28 protein-coding genes and 1 tRNA gene are annotated in these 18,264 nt (G+C 64.2%); 22 read left to right on the top strand and 7 right to left on the bottom strand.

The features are described from left to right. Window positions 1-65: 65 nt before the first annotated feature. The 3 genes from MU553_RS09665 to MU553_RS09655 form a co-directional block, all read right to left on the bottom strand. Window positions 66-860 carry an enoyl-CoA hydratase/isomerase family protein gene (locus MU553_RS09665; protein ID WP_247377405.1) on the bottom strand — a complete coding sequence of 265 codons (795 nt, stop codon included), beginning with the start codon at window positions 858-860 and terminating at the stop codon, window positions 66-68. 69 nt (window positions 861-929) lie between these two features. After that, entirely contained in the window at window positions 930-2,285 is a 1,356-nt protein-coding gene (locus MU553_RS09660) for an NAD(P)/FAD-dependent oxidoreductase (protein ID WP_247377407.1), read from the bottom strand. Window positions 2,286-2,384: 99 nt separating this feature from the next. Continuing rightward, window positions 2,385-3,206, bottom strand: coding sequence for a formate/nitrite transporter family protein (locus MU553_RS09655; RefSeq protein WP_247377409.1), 822 nt, complete (start codon window positions 3,204-3,206; stop codon window positions 2,385-2,387). A gap of 158 nt (window positions 3,207-3,364) precedes the next feature. Between MU553_RS09655 and MU553_RS09650 the strand changes: the two genes are divergently transcribed. Continuing rightward, window positions 3,365-3,811, top strand: coding sequence for a YagK/YfjJ domain-containing protein (locus MU553_RS09650; RefSeq protein WP_247377411.1), 447 nt, complete (start codon window positions 3,365-3,367; stop codon window positions 3,809-3,811). Window positions 3,812-4,265: 454 nt separating this feature from the next. Here the strand turns inward: MU553_RS09650 and MU553_RS09645 are convergent. From MU553_RS09645 to MU553_RS09635, 3 genes are all read right to left on the bottom strand, one after another. Then, window positions 4,266-4,336 (bottom strand) — tRNA-Gly (locus MU553_RS09645). 101 nt (window positions 4,337-4,437) lie between these two features. Further along, window positions 4,438-4,854 carry a hotdog family protein gene (locus tag MU553_RS09640; RefSeq protein ID WP_247377414.1) on the bottom strand — a complete coding sequence of 139 codons (417 nt, stop codon included), beginning with the start codon at window positions 4,852-4,854 and terminating at the stop codon, window positions 4,438-4,440. 139 nt (window positions 4,855-4,993) lie between these two features. Continuing rightward, window positions 4,994-5,365: a sensory rhodopsin transducer gene (locus tag MU553_RS09635; RefSeq protein ID WP_345893367.1), complete on the bottom strand. Its 372-nt coding sequence runs from the start codon at window positions 5,363-5,365 to the stop codon at window positions 4,994-4,996. Between the two features lie 187 nt (window positions 5,366-5,552). On the opposite strand from MU553_RS09635, the gene MU553_RS09630 reads away from it, so the two are divergent. Then, a complete protein-coding gene (locus MU553_RS09630; protein WP_247377418.1) occupies window positions 5,553-6,074 on the top strand; it encodes a hypothetical protein in 522 nt (173 codons plus the stop codon). A gap of 134 nt (window positions 6,075-6,208) precedes the next feature. On the opposite strand, the gene MU553_RS09625 is transcribed toward MU553_RS09630, so the two are convergent. Beyond that, window positions 6,209-7,186, bottom strand: coding sequence for an alpha/beta fold hydrolase (locus tag MU553_RS09625; protein WP_247377421.1), 978 nt, complete (start codon window positions 7,184-7,186; stop codon window positions 6,209-6,211). A gap of 373 nt (window positions 7,187-7,559) precedes the next feature. On the opposite strand from MU553_RS09625, the gene MU553_RS09620 reads away from it, so the two are divergent. Genes MU553_RS09620 through MU553_RS09525 form a run of 20 tightly spaced genes read left to right on the top strand, consistent with a single transcriptional unit; the run spans window position 7,560 to window position 18,263 of the window. Beyond that, a complete protein-coding gene (locus tag MU553_RS09620; RefSeq protein WP_247377423.1) occupies window positions 7,560-8,447 on the top strand; it encodes an RNA methyltransferase in 888 nt (295 codons plus the stop codon). A gap of 7 nt (window positions 8,448-8,454) precedes the next feature. After that, the gene (locus tag MU553_RS09615; RefSeq protein WP_247377425.1) at window positions 8,455-9,468 is read left to right on the top strand and encodes a 50S ribosomal protein L3; all 1,014 of its coding nucleotides are present in this window, start codon (window positions 8,455-8,457) and stop codon (window positions 9,466-9,468) included. Beyond that, the gene (gene rpl4p, locus MU553_RS09610; RefSeq protein ID WP_247377427.1) at window positions 9,465-10,208 is read left to right on the top strand and encodes a 50S ribosomal protein L4; all 744 of its coding nucleotides are present in this window, start codon (window positions 9,465-9,467) and stop codon (window positions 10,206-10,208) included. Before MU553_RS09615 ends, rpl4p begins: the two co-directional genes overlap by 4 nt. Further along, entirely contained in the window at window positions 10,205-10,456 is a 252-nt protein-coding gene (locus tag MU553_RS09605; protein WP_247377430.1) for a 50S ribosomal protein L23, read from the top strand. Before rpl4p ends, MU553_RS09605 begins: the two co-directional genes overlap by 4 nt. Window positions 10,457-10,458: 2 nt before the next feature. Then, the gene (locus MU553_RS09600; RefSeq protein ID WP_247377432.1) at window positions 10,459-11,190 is read left to right on the top strand and encodes a 50S ribosomal protein L2; all 732 of its coding nucleotides are present in this window, start codon (window positions 10,459-10,461) and stop codon (window positions 11,188-11,190) included. Continuing rightward, entirely contained in the window at window positions 11,187-11,609 is a 423-nt protein-coding gene (locus tag MU553_RS09595) for a 30S ribosomal protein S19 (protein ID WP_247377434.1), read from the top strand. The genes MU553_RS09600 and MU553_RS09595 overlap by 4 nt, the downstream gene beginning before the upstream one ends. A gap of 3 nt (window positions 11,610-11,612) precedes the next feature. Beyond that, on the top strand, window positions 11,613-12,074 hold the full coding sequence (locus tag MU553_RS09590) for a 50S ribosomal protein L22 (RefSeq protein ID WP_247377437.1): 462 nt from the start codon (window positions 11,613-11,615) through the stop codon (window positions 12,072-12,074). After that, the gene (locus tag MU553_RS09585) at window positions 12,074-13,048 is read left to right on the top strand and encodes a 30S ribosomal protein S3 (RefSeq protein WP_247377439.1); all 975 of its coding nucleotides are present in this window, start codon (window positions 12,074-12,076) and stop codon (window positions 13,046-13,048) included. The genes MU553_RS09590 and MU553_RS09585 overlap by 1 nt, the downstream gene beginning before the upstream one ends. After that, the gene (gene rpmC / locus MU553_RS09580) at window positions 13,045-13,263 is read left to right on the top strand and encodes a 50S ribosomal protein L29 (RefSeq protein ID WP_247377441.1); all 219 of its coding nucleotides are present in this window, start codon (window positions 13,045-13,047) and stop codon (window positions 13,261-13,263) included. The genes MU553_RS09585 and rpmC overlap by 4 nt, the downstream gene beginning before the upstream one ends. A 4-nt stretch (window positions 13,264-13,267) precedes the next feature. Then, on the top strand, window positions 13,268-13,615 hold the full coding sequence (locus MU553_RS09575; RefSeq protein WP_247377442.1) for a ribonuclease P protein component 1: 348 nt from the start codon (window positions 13,268-13,270) through the stop codon (window positions 13,613-13,615). Then, entirely contained in the window at window positions 13,606-13,965 is a 360-nt protein-coding gene (locus MU553_RS09570; protein ID WP_247377444.1) for a 30S ribosomal protein S17, read from the top strand. The genes MU553_RS09575 and MU553_RS09570 overlap by 10 nt, the downstream gene beginning before the upstream one ends. Further along, window positions 13,965-14,363, top strand: a complete 399-nt coding sequence (locus tag MU553_RS09565) for a 50S ribosomal protein L14 (RefSeq protein ID WP_247377446.1) — start codon at window positions 13,965-13,967, stop codon at window positions 14,361-14,363. Before MU553_RS09570 ends, MU553_RS09565 begins: the two co-directional genes overlap by 1 nt. 1 nt (window position 14,364) lies before the next feature. Beyond that, entirely contained in the window at window positions 14,365-14,727 is a 363-nt protein-coding gene (gene rplX / locus MU553_RS09560) for a 50S ribosomal protein L24 (RefSeq protein ID WP_247377448.1), read from the top strand. Continuing rightward, window positions 14,724-15,428 carry a 30S ribosomal protein S4e gene (locus MU553_RS09555; protein WP_247377451.1) on the top strand — a complete coding sequence of 235 codons (705 nt, stop codon included), beginning with the start codon at window positions 14,724-14,726 and terminating at the stop codon, window positions 15,426-15,428. The genes rplX and MU553_RS09555 overlap by 4 nt, the downstream gene beginning before the upstream one ends. Beyond that, window positions 15,425-15,958 carry a 50S ribosomal protein L5 gene (locus tag MU553_RS09550; RefSeq protein WP_247377453.1) on the top strand — a complete coding sequence of 178 codons (534 nt, stop codon included), beginning with the start codon at window positions 15,425-15,427 and terminating at the stop codon, window positions 15,956-15,958. Before MU553_RS09555 ends, MU553_RS09550 begins: the two co-directional genes overlap by 4 nt. Then, window positions 15,955-16,173 carry a 30S ribosomal protein S14 gene (locus MU553_RS09545; protein WP_247377455.1) on the top strand — a complete coding sequence of 73 codons (219 nt, stop codon included), beginning with the start codon at window positions 15,955-15,957 and terminating at the stop codon, window positions 16,171-16,173. The genes MU553_RS09550 and MU553_RS09545 overlap by 4 nt, the downstream gene beginning before the upstream one ends. Next, the gene (locus MU553_RS09540; protein ID WP_247377457.1) at window positions 16,170-16,562 is read left to right on the top strand and encodes a 30S ribosomal protein S8; all 393 of its coding nucleotides are present in this window, start codon (window positions 16,170-16,172) and stop codon (window positions 16,560-16,562) included. The genes MU553_RS09545 and MU553_RS09540 overlap by 4 nt, the downstream gene beginning before the upstream one ends. 2 nt (window positions 16,563-16,564) lie before the next feature. After that, entirely contained in the window at window positions 16,565-17,101 is a 537-nt protein-coding gene (locus MU553_RS09535) for a 50S ribosomal protein L6 (protein ID WP_247377459.1), read from the top strand. Continuing rightward, window positions 17,101-17,817 (top strand): 50S ribosomal protein L32e, encoded by a 717-nt coding sequence (locus MU553_RS09530; RefSeq protein WP_247377462.1) that lies wholly within the window; start codon window positions 17,101-17,103, stop codon window positions 17,815-17,817. The genes MU553_RS09535 and MU553_RS09530 overlap by 1 nt, the downstream gene beginning before the upstream one ends. Then, window positions 17,814-18,263: a 50S ribosomal protein L19e gene (locus tag MU553_RS09525; RefSeq protein ID WP_247377464.1), complete on the top strand. Its 450-nt coding sequence runs from the start codon at window positions 17,814-17,816 to the stop codon at window positions 18,261-18,263. Before MU553_RS09530 ends, MU553_RS09525 begins: the two co-directional genes overlap by 4 nt. The last annotated feature ends 1 nt before the right edge of the window (window position 18,264 follow it).

Raw genomic sequence — 18,264 nt, 5'->3', positions numbered from 1 at the left:
GTAAACTGCCTTCTGTAAAGTCAAACGGCCGTTTGAGATAGCGCTCGCGGCTCGCGAACGACTGCTTACTGGCCTTCGAACTCGGTGTCCCGTCCTTCCATGAACGCGCTGGCTCCCTCGGCGTGGTCCTGGGAGCCGAGTGCGAGCGCCTGCGCGGTCGCCTCGTCGTCGAGCGCTTCGGTGAGCGACTTGGTGGCGTTCTGACGGATGAGACGCTTGGAGATCTTCAGACCGACGGTCGGTCCCTCGGCGATTTCGGCGACCAGTTCGGCCGTCCGCTCCTCGTACTCCTCGTCGGCGTACACGTCAGTGACGACGCCCATCTCTTGAGCCTCCTCTGCGGAGAAGACCTGCCCAGTCAGAACGAGTCGTTTCGCCACGTTCGCGCCGACCAGGCGCGGGAGCATCCAGGACGTTCCCGAGTCAACCGCCAGTCCGACCTTCCGGAAGGCGAAGCTCATGTCGACGTCCTCGTGGACGGCCTGGACGTCACAGGCGATCGCCAGGCTCGCTCCCGCACCGAACGCCTGGCCGTCGATCTTCGCCACGGTCGGCAGCGGACACCGGATGACTCGCTCGATGGCGCGGTGGAGACCGGACATGATCTCCTCGGCCTTTCGCCAGGCCGGGACGTCCCTGGATAGCCCTTCCATCATCGTGTTGATGTCCCCGCCGGCACAGAAGGCGCTGCCCGCCCCCTCGAACACGACGACGCGTGCGTCGGTCCCCTCGATTTCGTCGAGCGCGTCGACGATCCCCGAAGACACCGCCGCCGTCAGGGCGTTGCGCATGTCCGGATTGTTCAACGTCACTGTCGCTATCTGGTCGGAAACCTCGAGTAGAACCGCGTCGTCGCTCATATCTGTCGAACAGGCGGATACACTATAAATATGTGGCCTGTTGTTACGTGTCCGACTCGGCCGTTCGCCTCACTCAGTGACCGCCTCGTGGCCGTCCGTCGTCGAGGCGGTCACTGCGTCGTCCGTGATTCGGTCCGCGGCCGCGAAGCCGGCCTCGATAGCCCCGTTGAGACTCCGCTCGGGGTACTGGGCGCGACTCGCCATGCCGGCGTAGTAGACGCCCTCGGCCACGGCGTCCGAGAGGTCGTACGGAACGACCATGTCGAGGTAGCCGCGCTCGTAGACGGGCGCCGTCCGGGGGTTGCGGGCGGTCTCGACCCAGTTCACACTCTCGGACTCGAACTGCGGGAAGAGGTCCGCGATGCCGTCCATCCACAGCTCCTCGACCTCGCTGTCGTCCATCCGCCAGAGCTCCTCGCTGGGGTCCTGAACGTAGCTGGCGGTGTAGTAGAGGTGTTCGTCGCCGTAGCGCTTGGGCGGGACGAAGTTCGTGTGTTCGATGAACACTCCGAACGGCGCCTCGTCGGCGAGATTGAGCCAGTAGGTGTCGGTGAGCGACTCGTCCATGCTCCACACCGAACACACCGTCCCCTGGAAGTCGATCTCGCAGGGGTACCCGGTGAGGTCTTCCAGGACGTTCGGCATCGCGGCGACGACGGCCGCGTCCACGTCCCGAGTCGTCGTCCCGTCGGCCGTCTCCACGGTCAGCGACCGCACCCGTTCCTCGCTGGTGTCGAGATCGCTCACGCGTGCGCCCGTGGTGATGTTCTCTCTGCCGACGGCGTCGACGAGCGCGCCGATGAGCGGCGCGAACCCGCCCTGGAGATAGCCCAGGATCTCGCCGCGCAGGAGGTCGCGCTCGCCGCGGAACTTCACGCGGCCGAGCAGCCACGCGGCGCTGACGTCCTCCTTCCGGGAGCCGAACTTCGCGTCGAGCAGCGGCTCCCAGAAGTTCTCGTAGACGCTGCGGGTGGTGTGGTCCAGCAGGAACTCTTTGATGGGTACGTCCTCGAAGTCCTGGAGGCTCTCGTAGGTGTCGAACGAAGGGAGCCAGCCGCGCACGTCGATCTCGAGGGTGAGCATCGTGAGCCGGTACTTGTCGTACAGCGAGAGGTGGGGATACGCGGCGATCTCCCAGGGCTTGTCCATCGGGTGGACGACGCCGTCGACGTAGAACGCGTTGCTCATGTACAGCCACTCGAGTCGGTCGCCCAGCCCCAACTCCTCGATGAGGTCGACGATCGTCTCCTCGGACTTCGAGAGGTGGTGATAGAACTTCTCGATGGGGTCGCCGGCCGTCTCGTAGACCCCGGCCAGTCCCCCGAGGTCCTCGCTCGCCTCGAACACTTGCACCTCGCGGCCGCGCTGCTGAAGCCGGTAGGCCGCAGCCAACCCTGCGATGCCACCGCCGACGACGCCGATCATATGCGCACTCGTCGCTCGGGGAACGTGTGCTTTGCCGTTCCGGCACTGGATCTCCACTACGGAACTCGCACCCGAGCGGAGTGCGGGACCGGGACTGTGCTACTCGCTTTGCTCGTCGACGGTCCGCTCGACGGCTTCCTGGTCGGGTTCGTCGCCGGGGACGACCCCGTGGCCGTACTTCAGAAGGGCGACGAACACCGACCCGCCGACGATGTTGCCCAGCGTCGCCCAGAGGAGGAAGGTGGCGTACGCCCGGACCGAGATCGCATCGCTGGCGAACACGCCGAGCAGCACCTCGACGCTCCCGGCGATGGAGTGCGGGAGGTGGGCGTAGCCGATGGCGGTCGCGATGATCCAGACGAAGAAGGCCTCGCTGATGGTGCTCCGGCCTGCGGCGACCAGCCACGCCATCAGTCCCATGAGCCACCCGGCGAACACGCCGCCGAGCAGCGTCACGTCCCAGGGGTACGCCACGAGGCCGTGTGCGATCTCCGTGAAGGCACCTGTCTCGATGGTCTCCAGTGACGGACCCAACCAGACTGCGAGCAGTGCGAACAGCACGGCACCGACGAGGTTTGCGACGTAGATGATGGCCCACAGTCGGCCGAGGTCTCTCACCGTGGCCTCACCGGAGAGCACCGGGACGACTGCGATCGCCGTGTGCTCGGTGAACAGTTCCGACCGACCCAGCACGACGAACACGAACCCGATGGCGTAGGCGTTGGCCACCAAGAGGTTCGTCACTGGTTCGGCGAGTATCCCCTGGCTCTGGGAGAGCGTCACTGCCATGAGAAGCGGTCCGAACCCGATGTCCAGCCCCGCGGACAGCCCGGAGAGGAACAGCCCTGCTCCTGGCCGACGTATCTGGTGTAGTCCTGCCTGTATCTCCTCGACGAGTATGTCCTGATACGACCGTGGCATCGTGGGGAGCCGCGCTATGGCGAGCCATCGAATCAACGCAAGGCCTGCATCTGCAGGGGATACTGCTGCCGTCACTGCGCGCCTGACGGGCCGCTGTTATCTCACGAAACCGACGGACGGAGAGGCTAACCGTCCGCACGATCTAGCGATAGTGTACCATGGACCAGCTCGAACTCGGCGAAGCGACGATCGTCTACGAGGACCCCGACGAGGGCCGCACGGAGATCACAGTCGACAACGAGGAACTGCTGTACGCACAGGACCACTGGGTACTCCCGGTCGGTACCGACGAGGACGGCAACGATCTGATGCGCCACCTCCCGCGCGATCACGTGTACCACGTGGACCGAAACGTCGAGCAGTTCGAAGAGGAGGTCGCGACGGTCCGCCACCGCGTCGAATCGATCGCCAAGGATCTCCAGGACCGGCTCCCCGTCGAGATCCCCCTCGGCGGCGAACAGCGACTCCGAACTCACACAGAGGAACCGCCGTCCACGAGCACGACCGTCCAGATCGACACCGAGGACGTCGAAGAAGAAGCCTCGGAGCCCGACGACGAAGCCAAAGAAGAAGGGACCTACGAGGAACAGGCCGAGGAATCCTGATTTCGTTCTCTGTTCCTTGGCAATTTACCTCCGTCGTCTGCGACACGCACGGCTGTCGCTCGTAGGTCGGCGTTCGGAGAAGTGCGCCGGCCGAGATTTGAACCAGGCGAAGGCAGCCACTCACCGGTTATGACTACGGATTGTACCGAACGCGAGCGAAGCGAGCGTTCGGCTTTTTCGCCCACGTTTTTCGAGGAGGGTTCCCGCAGCGAGCAGAGCGAGGCGCGAAGCGCCTCGACAATGCGAACGGCGTAGCCGTGAGCCAGCGAGCGAGGAAACCTGACGATGAAAAAGGTGGAAGTGCGCCGGCCGAGATTTGAACCAGGCGAAGACGGTCGTCCTCGCTCCGCTCGGACGCTGCGTCTTCTCTCATTCAAATCTCTACTCCGCATACACCAGAAGCAAAGACGCGACGCGATGAAACGCGTCGCTACGTGGATTGCTTCTGTAGAAGTGCGCTGGCCGAGATTTGAACTCGGGTTAGGACCGTGGCAGGGTCCTGTGATACCACTACACCACCAGCGCGCCTTGCCTGCTACACTTCACTCTATTCGGGGTGGGAAGTATAAGGCTTCCGAATCGGAGCCAAAATCGCAGTGCGGCGTGCTATTGTCACCCACTCAGTCTCACCCCATCACGGCTCCCTCAGACCGCCCACGGAGGACCACGTCGCCGGTTTCCGTCTCGCAGACGAACGAGGCGACCATCTCCGTCCGCCCGTCCCGCTCCGTTCCCTCATCGATAGTGGACTCACAGGTGATCTCGACGCCGGTGTAGGCAGGCCTGGGGAATTCGAACTCCATCGTGCGCGCGAGGAAGTCGAGATCACCGCCGAGTTTCGTCGGCATCGTCGCCGTGAGCAACCCGTGGAGGACGACCGTCCCCTCCTCGTCTTCGACCATGTGATGGTAGCCCTGGTCTTTCGACAACGCCGCGAACTGCTGGACCTCCTCGTTCGTGAACGTCCGCGAGTACGTCGACGTATCGCCTTCCGAAACCGCGGTATCTTGTGACGTGGTCCAACCAACAGCGACTGCACTCAAAGATCTTTCTGACAGCTGTGAATTGATGTGGCGTTGGCTCGGATATTGTATACTAGTTCTGGTTACTGGAGCCGATATTGTTTGCTGTCCCACTCTGTGGGGCCGTTCGACCAGGTGAGGGGCGGGTCGGGAGGAGGGCTTACTGCTCTCCCGCGTAGGGTACCGTGGACAGCAGCGCGTTCTCGGCCTGCCTGGAGTCCAGTCGGGTGTGCTGACAGACGATCGGCTGGTCCGACTCGATGGTGCTGGCGAACGCCGTGCCTTGAGGGATCGGTTCGGGGTCCTCGAAGTCGTTGAACTGGACGTGTTCCGTCCGCTGGGCGGGAACGGTCACTTCGTAGGGGCCGACCGGGTCGCGATCCTCGAAGAAGATCGTGATCTCGACGTGTGCGTCCTCGTCACCGGCGTTGAGAAAACAGATCGTTTCGTGGCTGGTCATCTCCGGTTCGGGGCCGTGACTCCCTTCGGGGATGTACCCCTCTGCGATGGCCCACTGAGTACGTCCGATCACGGGTGCATCGTCGTACCACGCGCACTGGCATAAACGCCGGTTCCCGTCCACCGATGCCCACGGGTTGCCTGCCGGCAGCGTCCCGAGCGCGTCCCAGGTGCTGCCGCCGTTGGACGAAACCATCCCGACACCGAACCGGGAGTACGCATACACGACTCGGAGTGGAGGTGTCTGCCAGAGCCCTCGTATGTCCGCGAAGACGAACCCCACTGGCAACGGCGTCGAGGCGAGCAGTCACCAGGAAACACACCGTCCGTCCGAAACGGGACCCGCGTCTCGGACGCTCAGGCTCGGCGTCGAAGGTGGGACGATCGCGACGGCCGTGATGACGCTGTTCCGGATGCCAATCACCGACTCGCTGCCGCCGACGGCACAGTTCTGGGCCACGTACGTCGGAACCGGCGACCCGGACGACTACCCCGTGCAGGCGCTCCTGCTCCACTTCCTCTACGGCATCGGCGCGGCCACTGCGTTCACTGCGGCCGTCGGGTCGCGGCTCCGCGGTTCGGAGGTTCACCAGGAGCGACAGGGAACGCTCTGGGCGACGCTCTACGCACTGGTGCTGTCGGTGTTCGGGACGCAAGTGATCTTTCAGCGGCTGCTCGGGATGAACCTGGATCCGGACGAACGCTGGATCTTCCACGTGAGCCACGCGATCTACGGACTGACTCTGGGTGCGTGGCTCGGCTCGAACGTCGAGTTCGAGTGACCAGAACCAGGACGCTGAGTCACCAGCGGGACTCCGGTTCTGGGCCGTGACTCCTTTCGAGAGCGTCTTTCCTGGCTAGCACAGGAAACTGTACTTGAAAACTACCGGACAATAGGTGCCGTTGATAAGGCTACCTAGAGCTGACCGTCGACTGCCTTGGTGAGCGTCTCCGGTGCACCGTCGGGTTTGTAGTACTCACAGTGGTTCTGGACCTCGGCGCTCACGTCGACGGGACGGAGTTTGTCCGGGTAGTTGGAACAGGTCGGGCCCTCGGCACCGAGTCCTTCGCCGTCCGGCGTGTACCAGAACAGATCGCCCCAGAGTTCGTGCATGGTGCCGACCGCGAAGTCGTCGCTGGAGTAGAACACGTAGACCCGTTCGGCGCCCTGGTCGATGCCGTCGTAGTAGTTGTAGATCCGGTCGCCGGTCTCGTCGTGGTCACAGACGAACCGTGCCATGTCGGCCGCCCCCACCGTGACGACGTTCTCGACTTGCCGTCCGCGTTCTTCGAGTCGGTTCAGCATGTTGAGGGCCGCACGACCGCCGAGTGAGTGGCCGACGACGTTGACTGTCGTATCCGGATTCTGTGCCCACAGCTCGTCGATGATCCATTCGGCGGTCTTCCGACCGTACTCTGCGGCCCGATCCCAGGGGTCGGTGTAGGTCACGTCCGTCGACGGCCACTTCATCGCGACGACGTTATCGGCGTCGAACCCGGTCGACCGCTGGAGCAGCGTCGCTTGCTCCTCGGCGAAGGGTTCGGCAAAGAGACCGTGAATGTACACGAGGACTTCGTCGCCGAGGCTACTGACATCGAAGTCCGGTTCGTAGTCGCCGTTCCACCACCACGGGTCGAGCTGGACCGTTTTGTTGCAGTCGATGCGAAGCCCGTCCTCGACACACTCGAAGACGCCGAGGTCGAGTTCGTCCTCTTCGTTCGAGGTATCCTCTGCTGCGGCAGTCCCTGATACGGCCCCGATCCCTGCTGCTCCGATTGCAGCCGTCGACGACGTTTTGAGTACGTCGCGTCGGGACACTCGTCCCCCGGCGTCTTCGTTCTCGCTTGGTCGTTCCCCCGTGCTGCTGTCACTGCCCCCAATGTCGTTTGTCATCTACACCCAGTATCTCCCCAGTTACTAACTCATTTATGCTGCCGGATATGGGGTGTCCTTTAAGTTAAAATGGCCAAATTTCAACACATACTCTGTGTAATTATCTTGGGTGCGTGGAATGAAAACAAACCACATTTACGCCGGTTGACCAGGGTTGTATACACCAGGGGGACTTTCGGCTACGAACTACGGATTCGGTAGGTGTCCGTTCGACCAGAAGCGTCTCCGATTACTGCTCACGCAAAAACCGCTTTATTGCCGCTCTCTGGCCCGTGTGAACGCGTCTCACCGCGGTCGAGAAACGGTTTCTTTTTAAGATGGGAGTAGAGTAGTTTCGGCACAGTCTAGTGGCGTGGCGTGGAAGCGTCACGGCATGACAGTCAGCGTACTCGTGCCGTCATCGCTGACCCGGGAAGCCGAGGACAAACGCGAGGCAACTCGCAAACTCGGCTACGTCGCCCGCGCGGCGACGGTGTTCCGGGTCGATCGCCTGGTCGTCTTCCCCGATTCCGGGGCGGAGGGCCGGTGGGGTGACGGGTTCGTCGAAACCGTGCTGCGGTACGCCGCGACGCCGCCGTACCTCCGAAAGGAGGCGTGGGGCAAGCGGGACGAACTGGAGTACGTCGGTGTCATGCCGCCGCTCCGCACCGCACCACAGACCGGCTCCGGTTCGGACGAATCGGGGTCGTTAAGACAGGGAATCGTGACCGAGGTCGGATCTGAGGGACGCGTTCGGGTCAATTGCGGACTGCAACACCCGGTCTCCCTGCCCGTTCCGGACGGTATGGAACTGGGCGAGGGGGAACGCGTAACCATCAGGGTCTCTTCGCGACGGCCGGTCCGCGCGAAACTCGTCGATCAGTCCCCACGGGGCTACGACGTGATCGCGTCGGACCTCTCGACGGAACTCTCGCGTGACGACGCCGGCGTTCGCATCGCCACTTCACGGCACGGCGAACAGCTGAGTGTCAGCCGACTCGGCGACATCGTCGCCGACACTGGTGCACGCGGTATGACGGTCGCGTTCGGGTCGCCCGAACGCGGACTGCCGGAGATTCTCGGGTTCGATCCTTCCGAGGTACCCTCGGAGGGAACCGAGAGAGTCGCAGCCGCCGAAGCGACCGACGGAGACGAACTAGATGAACCGGATGGATCCCGGTTCGACCTCTGGCTTGACGCGGTTCCGAATCAGGGCAGCGAGGTCGTGCGAACTGAAGAAGCGATGTTCGCCGTGCTCGCCTGCCTGTCACTCACGGAGTGAACCAACGATGCCACAACCAAGCAGACCACGCAAAGGCTCGCTGGGCTTTGGCCCGCGTAGTCGTGCGGCTGGCGAGGTGCCGCGATTCAACACCTGGCCGGACGACGACGGACAGCCGGGTCTCCAGGGTTTCGCCGGGTACAAGGCCGGCATGACCCACGTCGTGATGATCAACGACGAACCCAACTCCCCGCGCGAGGGGATGGAGGAGACCGTACCCGTCACAGTCGTCGAGACGCCGCCGATGCGCGCGGTCGCCGTGCGAGCATACGAGGATACGCCCTACGGCATGCGCCCGCTCACGGAGGTCTGGACCGACGAGTTCCACCCGGAACTCGACCGGACTCTCGACCTTCCCGAGGACGGCGCTGCCGCAGGTGCAGATGAACTGCAAGACGCTCTTGACGACGGTCGTCTCGCGGACGTGCGCGTCATCACGCACACGGTCCCGAGCGACGTCGAGAGCGTCCCCAAGAAAAAGCCCGACGTGATGGAGACGCGTGTCGGCGGTGGCTCCCTCCAGGAGCGCGTCGACTTCGCCCAGGAACTCGTCGAGGACGGCGGCGAACACGCCATGACGGACGTGTTCCGCGCCGGCGAGTACATGGACGTCTCCGGTGTCACGAAAGGGAAAGGGACACAGGGCCCCGTCAAGCGATGGGGCGTCCAGAAACGCAAAGGCAAGCACGCCCGCCAGGGGTGGCGGCGCCGGATCGGTAACCTCGGCCCGTGGAACCCCTCCCGCGTGCGCTCGACCGTGCCCCAGCAGGGGCAGATGGGCTATCACCAGCGGACCGAACTGAACAAGCGCCTCGTCGATCTCGGCGACGGCGACGACCCGACGGTCGACGGCGGCTTCATCAACTACGGTGAAGTCGACGGTCCGTACGCGCTGGTGAAGGGCTCGCTGCCCGGGCCGGACAAGCGCCTCCTGCGCTTCCGGCCGGCGGTACGGCCGAACGACCAGCCGCGCCTCGATCCCGAGGTGCGCTACGTGTCCACGGAGTCTAACCAAGGATGAACGCGACAGTACACAGCCTGGACGGCGACGGCGAGGGCGACGTCGACCTCCCCGAGGTCTTCGAGACCCCGCTCCGAACGGATCTCATCCGGTCGGCGGTCGTCGCCGCACAGGCGAACCGGAAACAGGACTACGGCGCCGACGAGTACGCCGGTCTCCGCACGCCGGCCGAGTCGTTCGGGTCCGGCCGCGGTATGGCTCACGTCCCCCGTAACGGTGGGAAGGGTCGCCGCGTCCCCCAGACGGTCGGCGGACGACCGGCGCACCCGCCGAAGTCCGAGAAGGATCGCACGCGAAACATCAACGACAAAGAGCGCAAGCTCGCCGTCCGCTCGGCCATCGCGGCCACGACGGACGCCGAACTCGTCGCAGAGCGCGGTCACCAGTTCGACGACGACGCCGAACTGCCGCTGGTCGTCTCCGACGAGTTCGAGGATCTGGTCAAGACCCAGGAGGTCGTCGACGTGCTCGAAGCGCTCGGCATCGCTGCCGACATCGAGCGCGCGGACGACAAGAAGATCAAGGCCGGCCAGGGGAAGACGCGCGGACGCAAGTACCGCCGTCCGTCCTCCATTCTGTTCGTCACGAGCGAGGAACCCTCGCGCGCCGCCCGCAACCTCGCGGGTGCCACCGTGACGACCGCCCGCGAGGTCAACGCGGAAGACCTCGCACCCGGCGGAGAGCCCGGTCGACTCACGGTCTGGACCGAGAGTGCCCTCGAGGAGGTGGCGGACCGATGAGCGTCCTTCGCCACCCCCACGTGACCGAGAAAGCGATGAACAAGATGGACTTCGAGAACAAGCTCGAGTTCATCGTCGACGCGGACGCCTCGAAGGACGCGATCGCCGACGCGATCGAGTCCCAGTTCGAGGTCGGCGTCGTGAACGTGAACACGATGGTCACGATGAAGGGCAACAAGAAGGCGACGGTGAAGCTCTCACCTGACGACGACGCCGAGGAAATCGCGTCCAGGATCGGGGTGTTCTGATCATGGGACGACGAATTCAGGGACAACGACGCGGTCGCGGTGGTCCGACGTTCCGGGCCCCGTCGCACCGCTACAAGGCGGACCTGTCGCATCGCAAAGTCGAAGACGCGGACCTCGTGTCCGGGACGGTCGTGGACATCGAACACGACCCGGCCCGCAGCGCACCCGTCGCGGCCATCGAGTTCGAGGACGGCGACCAGCGCCTCGTGCTCGCTCCCGAAGGGATCGGTCTGGGCGACGAGATCCAGGTCGGTATCTCCGCGGAGATCGCGCCGGGCAACACGATGCCGCTGGCCGAGATTCCGGAAGGGGTCCCGGTCTGTAACGTCGAGGCAAACCCCGGTGACGGTGGGAAGTTTGCCCGTGCGTCGGGCGTCTCTGCCCAGCTGCTCACCCACGACCGCAACGTCGCGGTCGTGAAGCTGCCCTCGGGCGAGATCAAGCGGCTCGATCCGGACTGCCGGGCCACGATCGGCGTGGTCGCCGGTGGCGGTCGGACGGAGAAGCCGATGGTCAAAGCCGGGAACAAGTACCACAAGATGAAAGCCCGCGGGACGAAGTGGCCGAACGTTCGTGGTGTGGCGATGAACGCCGTCGACCACCCGTTCGGTGGTGGCGGCCGCCAGCACCCAGGCAAGCCGAAGTCCATCTCGCGGAACGCGCCGCCGGGCCGGAAGGTCGGGGACATCAGCTCCCGGAAGACCGGCCGCGGCGGGAAGGGTGGTAACGAATGAGTTCGGAGTACCAGATCGGTCACGAGGGTGAGTTCTCCTTCCGTGGCCACACGCTAGACGAGTTGCAGGCGATGGACATCGAGGAAGTCGCGGAACTGCTCCCCGCTCGACAGCGGCGAAGTATCGAGCGCGGCCTGACCGTCGAACAGCAGAAGCTGCTCGAGGAGGCCCGCGAGGCCGGCGAAGAGGAGACGGCCAACGATCCGATCCGCACGCACCTGCGCGACATGCCGGTGCTGCCGGTGATGGTCGATCTCACGTTCGCGGTTCACAACGGCCAGGACTTCGAGCGCGTCAAGGTCGAGCCGGAGATGCTCGGTCACTACCTGGGCGAGTTCCAGCTCACGCGGACGAGCGTCGAACACGGTCAGGCCGGTATCGGTGCGACTCGCTCCTCGAAGTTCGTACCACTCAAGTAACACATGGGAATCAGCTACTCAATCGACCCGGACCCGGACACGACGGCGAAAGCCATGCTTCGGGAACGGCAGATGAGCCACAAGCACAGTAAGGCCATCGCCCGGGAGATCAAGGGCATGACTGCCAGCGACGCAGTCGCGTACCTCGACGACGTCATCGAGGGCAAGCAGTCGGTCCCCTTCAAATCTCACAACTCGGGCGTCGGCCACCGCAAGGACATCGAGGGCTGGGACGCCGGCCGGTTCCCCGAGAAGGCCAGCGAGGCCTTCCAGGACCTGCTCGAGAACGCGATCGGGAACGCCGACAACCAGGGCTTCGACGGCGAATCCATGGAGATTCTGCACGTCGCTGCCCACAAGGTCGGCGAGAGCCCCGGCCGCAAGCCCCGCGCGATGGGGCGGGCGACCGCGTGGAACTCCCCGGAAGTCGACGTCGAACTGATCCTCGAGGAGGCTGAGGAATAATGGCTGACGAACATCAGTTCATCGAGGACGGCCTTCAGCGGACCCAGATCGACGAGTTCTTCGCAGACGAACTCGGTCGCGCGGGCTACGGCGGCATGGACGTCGCCAAGACCCCGATGGGCACCCAGATCGTCCTGAAAGCCGAGAAGCCAGGGATGGTCATCGGCAAGGGCGGGAAGAACATCCGGAAGGTCACGACGGAACTCGAAGAGCGGTTCGACCTCGAAGACCCGCAGATCGACGTGCAGGAAGTCGAAGAGCCGGACCTGAACGCTCGGATCGTCGCCGACCGCCTGGCGAACGCGCTCGAGCGCGGCTGGTACTTCCGCAAAGCCGGTCACACCACGATCGACCGGATCATGGAAGCCGGCGCGCTCGGTGCGGAGATCGTCCTCAGCGGGAAAGTCACGGGCGCACGCTCGCGCGTGGAGAAGTTCAACCGTGGCTACATCAAGCACAACGGTGAGCCCGCAGAGGAGATCGTCGACCACGGCCAGGGCGTCGCGGTCATGAAGCTCGGCACCATCGGCGTCGACGTCAAGATCATCCCGCCGAACGCCCAGCTCCCCGACGACTTCCAGATCTACGAAGACGCCGACGTCGAGGAGTACGTCGCGGACGTCTCCGAGGAAGGCGTCGAGGAACTGCTCGAAGGCGAGCCCGAGGAAGGCGAAGCCGCCGAAGGCGAACCCGAACTCGGTGCCCCGCCGGAAGGCGAGGCGGCCGAGGCAGCCGACGAGGCTGACGAGGACGTCGTCGAAGAGGAGATCGTCGAGGAGGAAGACGTCGAGGTTCCGGACGAGGAGCCCGAGGACGTCGACATCGACGAACTCGACGAGGCCATCGAGTCGGAAGTCGACGAGGAGACCGAGGCGGAAGCCGAGGAACTCGTCGAGGAGATGGAAAGCGCGGACGAGGAGTCCGCGGAATCGAGCGGCGACGAGCCGCGAGACGAGGAGGGTGACGACGAATGACGATCCTCCACACTGAGGAAATCCGAGACATGACGCCGCCCGAACGGGAGGCAGAACTGGAGGACCTCGAGACGGAGCTGCTGAACGCCAACGCCGTTCAGGCCGCAGGTGGCGCGCCGGAGAATCCGGGGCGCATCAAGGAGATCCGCAAAGCGATCGCCCGAATCAAGACGATTCAGAACGAGGAAGGCGACTTCGCGGACGCAGAGGAATAGAACAATGCCACTGACATCCGCAACACTGCCGCGACACGAACTCATCGGCCTCCCGGTTCGGGTGGCCGCCGCGTCGAATCCGGACCTCGTCGGCGTCGCCGGCGAGGTCGTCATGGAGACGACGCGGACGCTTTCGATAGCGGCGACTGTGTCCGGCGTGGAGCGGGTGTGGCAGGTGCCGAAGGCCGACGCGACGTTCGAGTTCAGTACGCCTGACGGGCAGAGCGAGGCGCGAAGCGCCTCGACACAGTCGAACGGCGAGAGCCGTGAGACAGTGACCGTCGAGGGCGAGCGACTCGTCGCGCGGCCGGCCAGACGCACGGAACGAACAGGTGATTCGAAATGGCGCTAGGACTTAACGTACCAGAGCCGGAGGAAACCTGTTCCGACGAGAACTGTCCGTTCCACGGCACACTCGGTGTGCGCGGACAGACGCTCGAAGGAGAGGTTGCCTCCACAGACATGGACAAGACCGTAATCGTCGAGCGGGAGTACGACGTGAAGGTACCCAAATACAACCGGCTGATGAAACGCCGGTCCCGGGTGCCCGCACACGCTCCCCCTTGCATCGATCTGCAGGAAGGCGACACGGTTCGTATCGCAGAGACACGACCGCTCTCGAAGACGAAAAGCCACGTCGTCGTGGAACAGCTGGCGGAAGCTGACGTCACGACGACTGCCCAGGCCGGAGGTGACGACTGATGGAAGCACTCGGTGCTGACGTCACGCAGGGCCTCGAGAAGGGCTCGCTGCTGACGTGTGCCGACAACACCGGCGCACGCGAGGTGAAGGTCATCTCGATCTCGGGCTACTCCGGGACGAAGAACCGACACCCGAAGGCAGGCCTCGGCGACAAGGTGACCGTCTCGGTCACCAAGGGCACGCCGGAGATGCGCCGCCAGGTGCTCGAAGCCGTGATCATCCGCCAGCGGAAACCGATCCGCCGGCCGGACGGCACGCGCGTCAAATACGAGGACAACGCGGCGGTCATCATCGACGAGAACGAGGAAGCCCGCGGGACCGAGATCAAGGGTCCCATCGCGCGGGAGGTCGCAGAGCGGTTCGGAGCAATCGCAAGCACGGCCACAATGATCGTCTAGTATGACACGACAACCATCCAAACAGCGTACCCAGACCGAGCGCGCCCCGCTTCACGAGAAGCACTCGCAGGTTCGCGCGACGCTGGCCGACGACCTCCGCGAGGAGTACGGCCAGCGCAACGTGCGCGTCAACCAGGGCGACACGGTCGAGGTCATGCGCGGTGACTTCGCTGGCGAGTCCGGCGAAGTGATCGCCGTCGACCTGCGCGAGGGCGTCATCCACGTGGAAGACGTCACGCTGGAGAAAGCGGACGGCGAGGAAGTGCCGCGCCCGCTCGACTCCAGCAACCTTCGCGTGACCGACCTGAACTTAGAGGACGAGGTACGCACGGAACGACTCGAATCTGAGGAGGATAGCGCATGACGAAGCATCAGAAACGACTCTCGGTACCGAAAAGCTGGCCGGTCGAACGCAAGACCGAGACGTTCACCGTCAAAGCCGACGCCGGTCCCCACGGCGAGGCAGGGGTGCCCCTGCTCATCGTCCTCCGGGACGTGCTCGGCTACGTCGACAACCGCAAGGAGGCGCGCTACGCGCTGAACCAGGACAACGTCCTGATCAACGGGAAAGCGGTCTCCGACGAGGAGCGTCCGGTCGGAATGTTCGACATCATGGCCTTCACCGAGCGCGACGAGTACTACCGCGTGTTCCCCGGCGACGGTGGTCGGCTGGCGCTGACCGCCATCGACGCGGACGCGGCCGACTCCAAGCTCGGGAAGATCGTCAACAAACAGCACGTCACCGGTGGCGACGTGCAGCTGACGCTCCACGACGGCGAGACCCTCGTCGTCGAAGACGCCAGCGAGTACGGTGGCAACGACTCCATCGTCGTCGCCAACGAGGGCGACGAGATCGTCGCACACTTCGCCTACGAAGAGGGTGCGCTCGTCACGGCAGTCGACGGGGCACACGCGGGCGAGATCGGCACGATCGAGGAGATCCAGGTCACGCCTGGCAGTTCCTCGAACAACGTGATCGTCGAGCAGGACGACGGCGAGGGCTTCGAGACGGTCGAAGAGTACGTCGTCGTCATCGACGAGAACTTCACGGGTGATGACGAATGAGCTCCGACAGCGACGCCAGTGCTGACTTCCACGAGATGCGCGAACCGCGCATCGAGAAGGTCGTCGTCCACATGGGAATCGGCCAGGGTGGTCGCGAACTGGGGAACGCCGAGGACATCATCGAGGAGATCACCGAACAGCAGTCGGTGCGAACCACGGCCAAGGAGACGGTCGGCGAGTTCAACATCCGCCAGGGTGATCCCATCGGGACGAAGGTCACGCTCCGCGGCGACGACGCCGAGGAGTTCCTCCAGACGGCGCTCCCGCTGGTCGAACTCGACGCCAAGCAGTTCGACGACACGGGCAACTTCAGCTTCGGCGTCGAGGAACACACCGACTTCCCGAGCCAGGAGTACGACCCGAACATCGGAATCTACGGGCTGGACGTCACCGTCAACATGGTGCGTCCCGGCTATCGCGTGGCCAAGCGCGACAAGGCCTCACGGCCGATTCCGTCGAACCATCGACTCAATCCTGACGACGCAGTCGCGTTCGTCGAGTCGACCTTCGACGTGGAGGTGAACGAATGAGCGAAAGTGAACGAGAAGACGCCGACGCCGAGGCAGCCACCGAGGAGGCCGAGCGTGACCCGACCGGAGAGCAGACGGCAAAGCGAACGGAGCAGCTCCGTTCCTGCCAGCGCTGCGGGCGCGAGCAGGGGCTTGTCGGCAAGTACGACATCTTCCTCTGCCGGCAGTGCTTCCGAGAGATTGCACGCGGCATGGGCTTCAAGAAGTACTCATGACAGGGAACGATCCACTGGCCAACGCACTGTCGGGGCTTAACAACGCCGAGAGTGTCGGGCATCTGGAACAGACGGTACAGCCCGCCTCGAACGAGATCGGTAGCGTGCTCGAGGTCTTCTACGACCGCGGGTACATCGACGGCTTCAGCTTCGTCGACGACGGCAAAGCTGGCAAGTTCGAGGTCGAACTGAAAGGAGCGATCAACGAATGTGGTCCGGTCAAGCCCCGCTACAGTGCGGGCGCAGACGAGTTCGAGCAGTGGGAGAAGCGGTTCCTCCCGGCCCGTGACTACGGGACGCTCGTCGTGACCACCAGCCACGGAATCATGAGCCACTACGAGGCCCGCGAGGAGGGCGTCGGTGGCCAGGTGATCGCGTACGTGTACTAACAATGAACCGAGTAGAACTCGACATTCCGGAGGACGTGACAGCCGAAATGGACCATCTCGACCTGTCGGTCGAGGGTCCCAACGGAACGGTTACGCGCCGCCTCTGGTATCCGGACATCGACGTGTCCGTCGCGGACGGGCAGGTCGTCATCGAGAGCGAAGAGACAGACGCCAAAACGAACTCGACCATCGGCACCTTCGAGAGCCACGTCAGGAACATGTTCCACGGCGTGACGGACGGTTGGGAGTACGAGATGGAAGTCTTCTACTCTCACTTCCCGATGAAGGTGCGCGTCGAGGACGGCGACGTCGTCATCGAGAACTTCCTGGGTGAGAAAGCGCCCCGGCGGACCACAATCCACGGGGACACCGAGGTCGACGTCGACGGCGAGGAGATCACCCTGACGGGCTCGGACATCGAGGCCGTCGGGCAGACTGCCGCCGACATCGAACAGCTCACCCGCGTCACGGACAAGGACATCCGGGTGTTCCAGGACGGCGTCTACATCACGCAGAAACCGAACCGAGGTGAGGCCTGATGGCAGACGAAGAACAAGAATTCGAGGACCTGACGGACATCAGCGGTGTCGGTGACTCCAAGGCAGACTCGCTGCGCGAGGCCGGCTACGAGACGGTCGACGACGTGCGCGGTGCGAGCCAGGACGAACTGGCAGAAATCGACGGTGTCGGGAACGCACTGGCGGCCCGTATCAAAGCGGACGTCGGCGGTCTCGAGGTCCAGGAAGAAGCAGAGGCAGAGGTCGAAGAGGAAGCGCCCGAGGAGCCCGAGGCCGAGGAGGCCGAGGAAATCGAAACGGAGCTCCAGGCGCGCGGCCTGACCGAGAAGACGCCGGACCTGTCCGAGGACGAACAGCGGCTCCTCAACGCCCGCAAGGCCGAGGGGAACCCGCAGTTCAACCGCCAGGACTACCACAAGAAAAAGCGCACGCCCACGTCGTGGCGTCGACCACGCGGCGGGCTCTCGAAGCAGCGCCGCGGTGTCAAGGGCAAAGGTCCGAAGGTCGAAGCGGGCTACCGCCGACCGGAAGCCGTGCGCGGCCGTCACCCGAGCGGGTTCGAGGAAGTGCGCGTCCACAACGCGGACGACCTCGACGGCGTCGACGGTGACACGCAGGCGGTACGTATCGCCTCGAAGGTCGGCGCGCGCAAGCGCGAGACCATCGAAGAGCAGGCCGAGGAACAGGACATTCGCGTCCTGAACCCGACCTACGTCGAAGTGGAGGTCGAAGAATGACTGACCTGAGTGCACAGAAGCGACTCGCAGCGGACATCCTCGACGTCGGGAAGAACAAAGTCTGGTTCGACCCCGAGGAGCAGGGCGAAATCGCCGACGCGATCACTCGCGAGGACGTTCGCGAACTGGTCGATCAGGGTGTCATCCGATCGGAGGACGCCAAGGGCAACTCGCGCGGTCGTGCGCGAGAGCGCCAGCAGAAGCGTTCCTACGGGCACCAGAAGGGTGCCGGGACCCGCCGCGGGAAGGCGGGCGGTCGACAGAACAAGAAAGAAGACTGGCAGAGTCGCATCCGCGCCCAGCGGCGGACGCTGCGGGAGATGCGCGACGAGGGCGACCTGTCGAAATCCGAGTACCGCGAACTGTACGATCAGGCCGGCGGTGGCGAGTTCGACAGCGTCGCGGACATGCAACGCTACATCGACGAACAGTACGGAGGTAACTAAT

It is taken from the genome of Halorientalis brevis (assembly GCF_023077655.1).
This window is presented reverse-complemented; position numbering and strand designations above follow the sequence as displayed.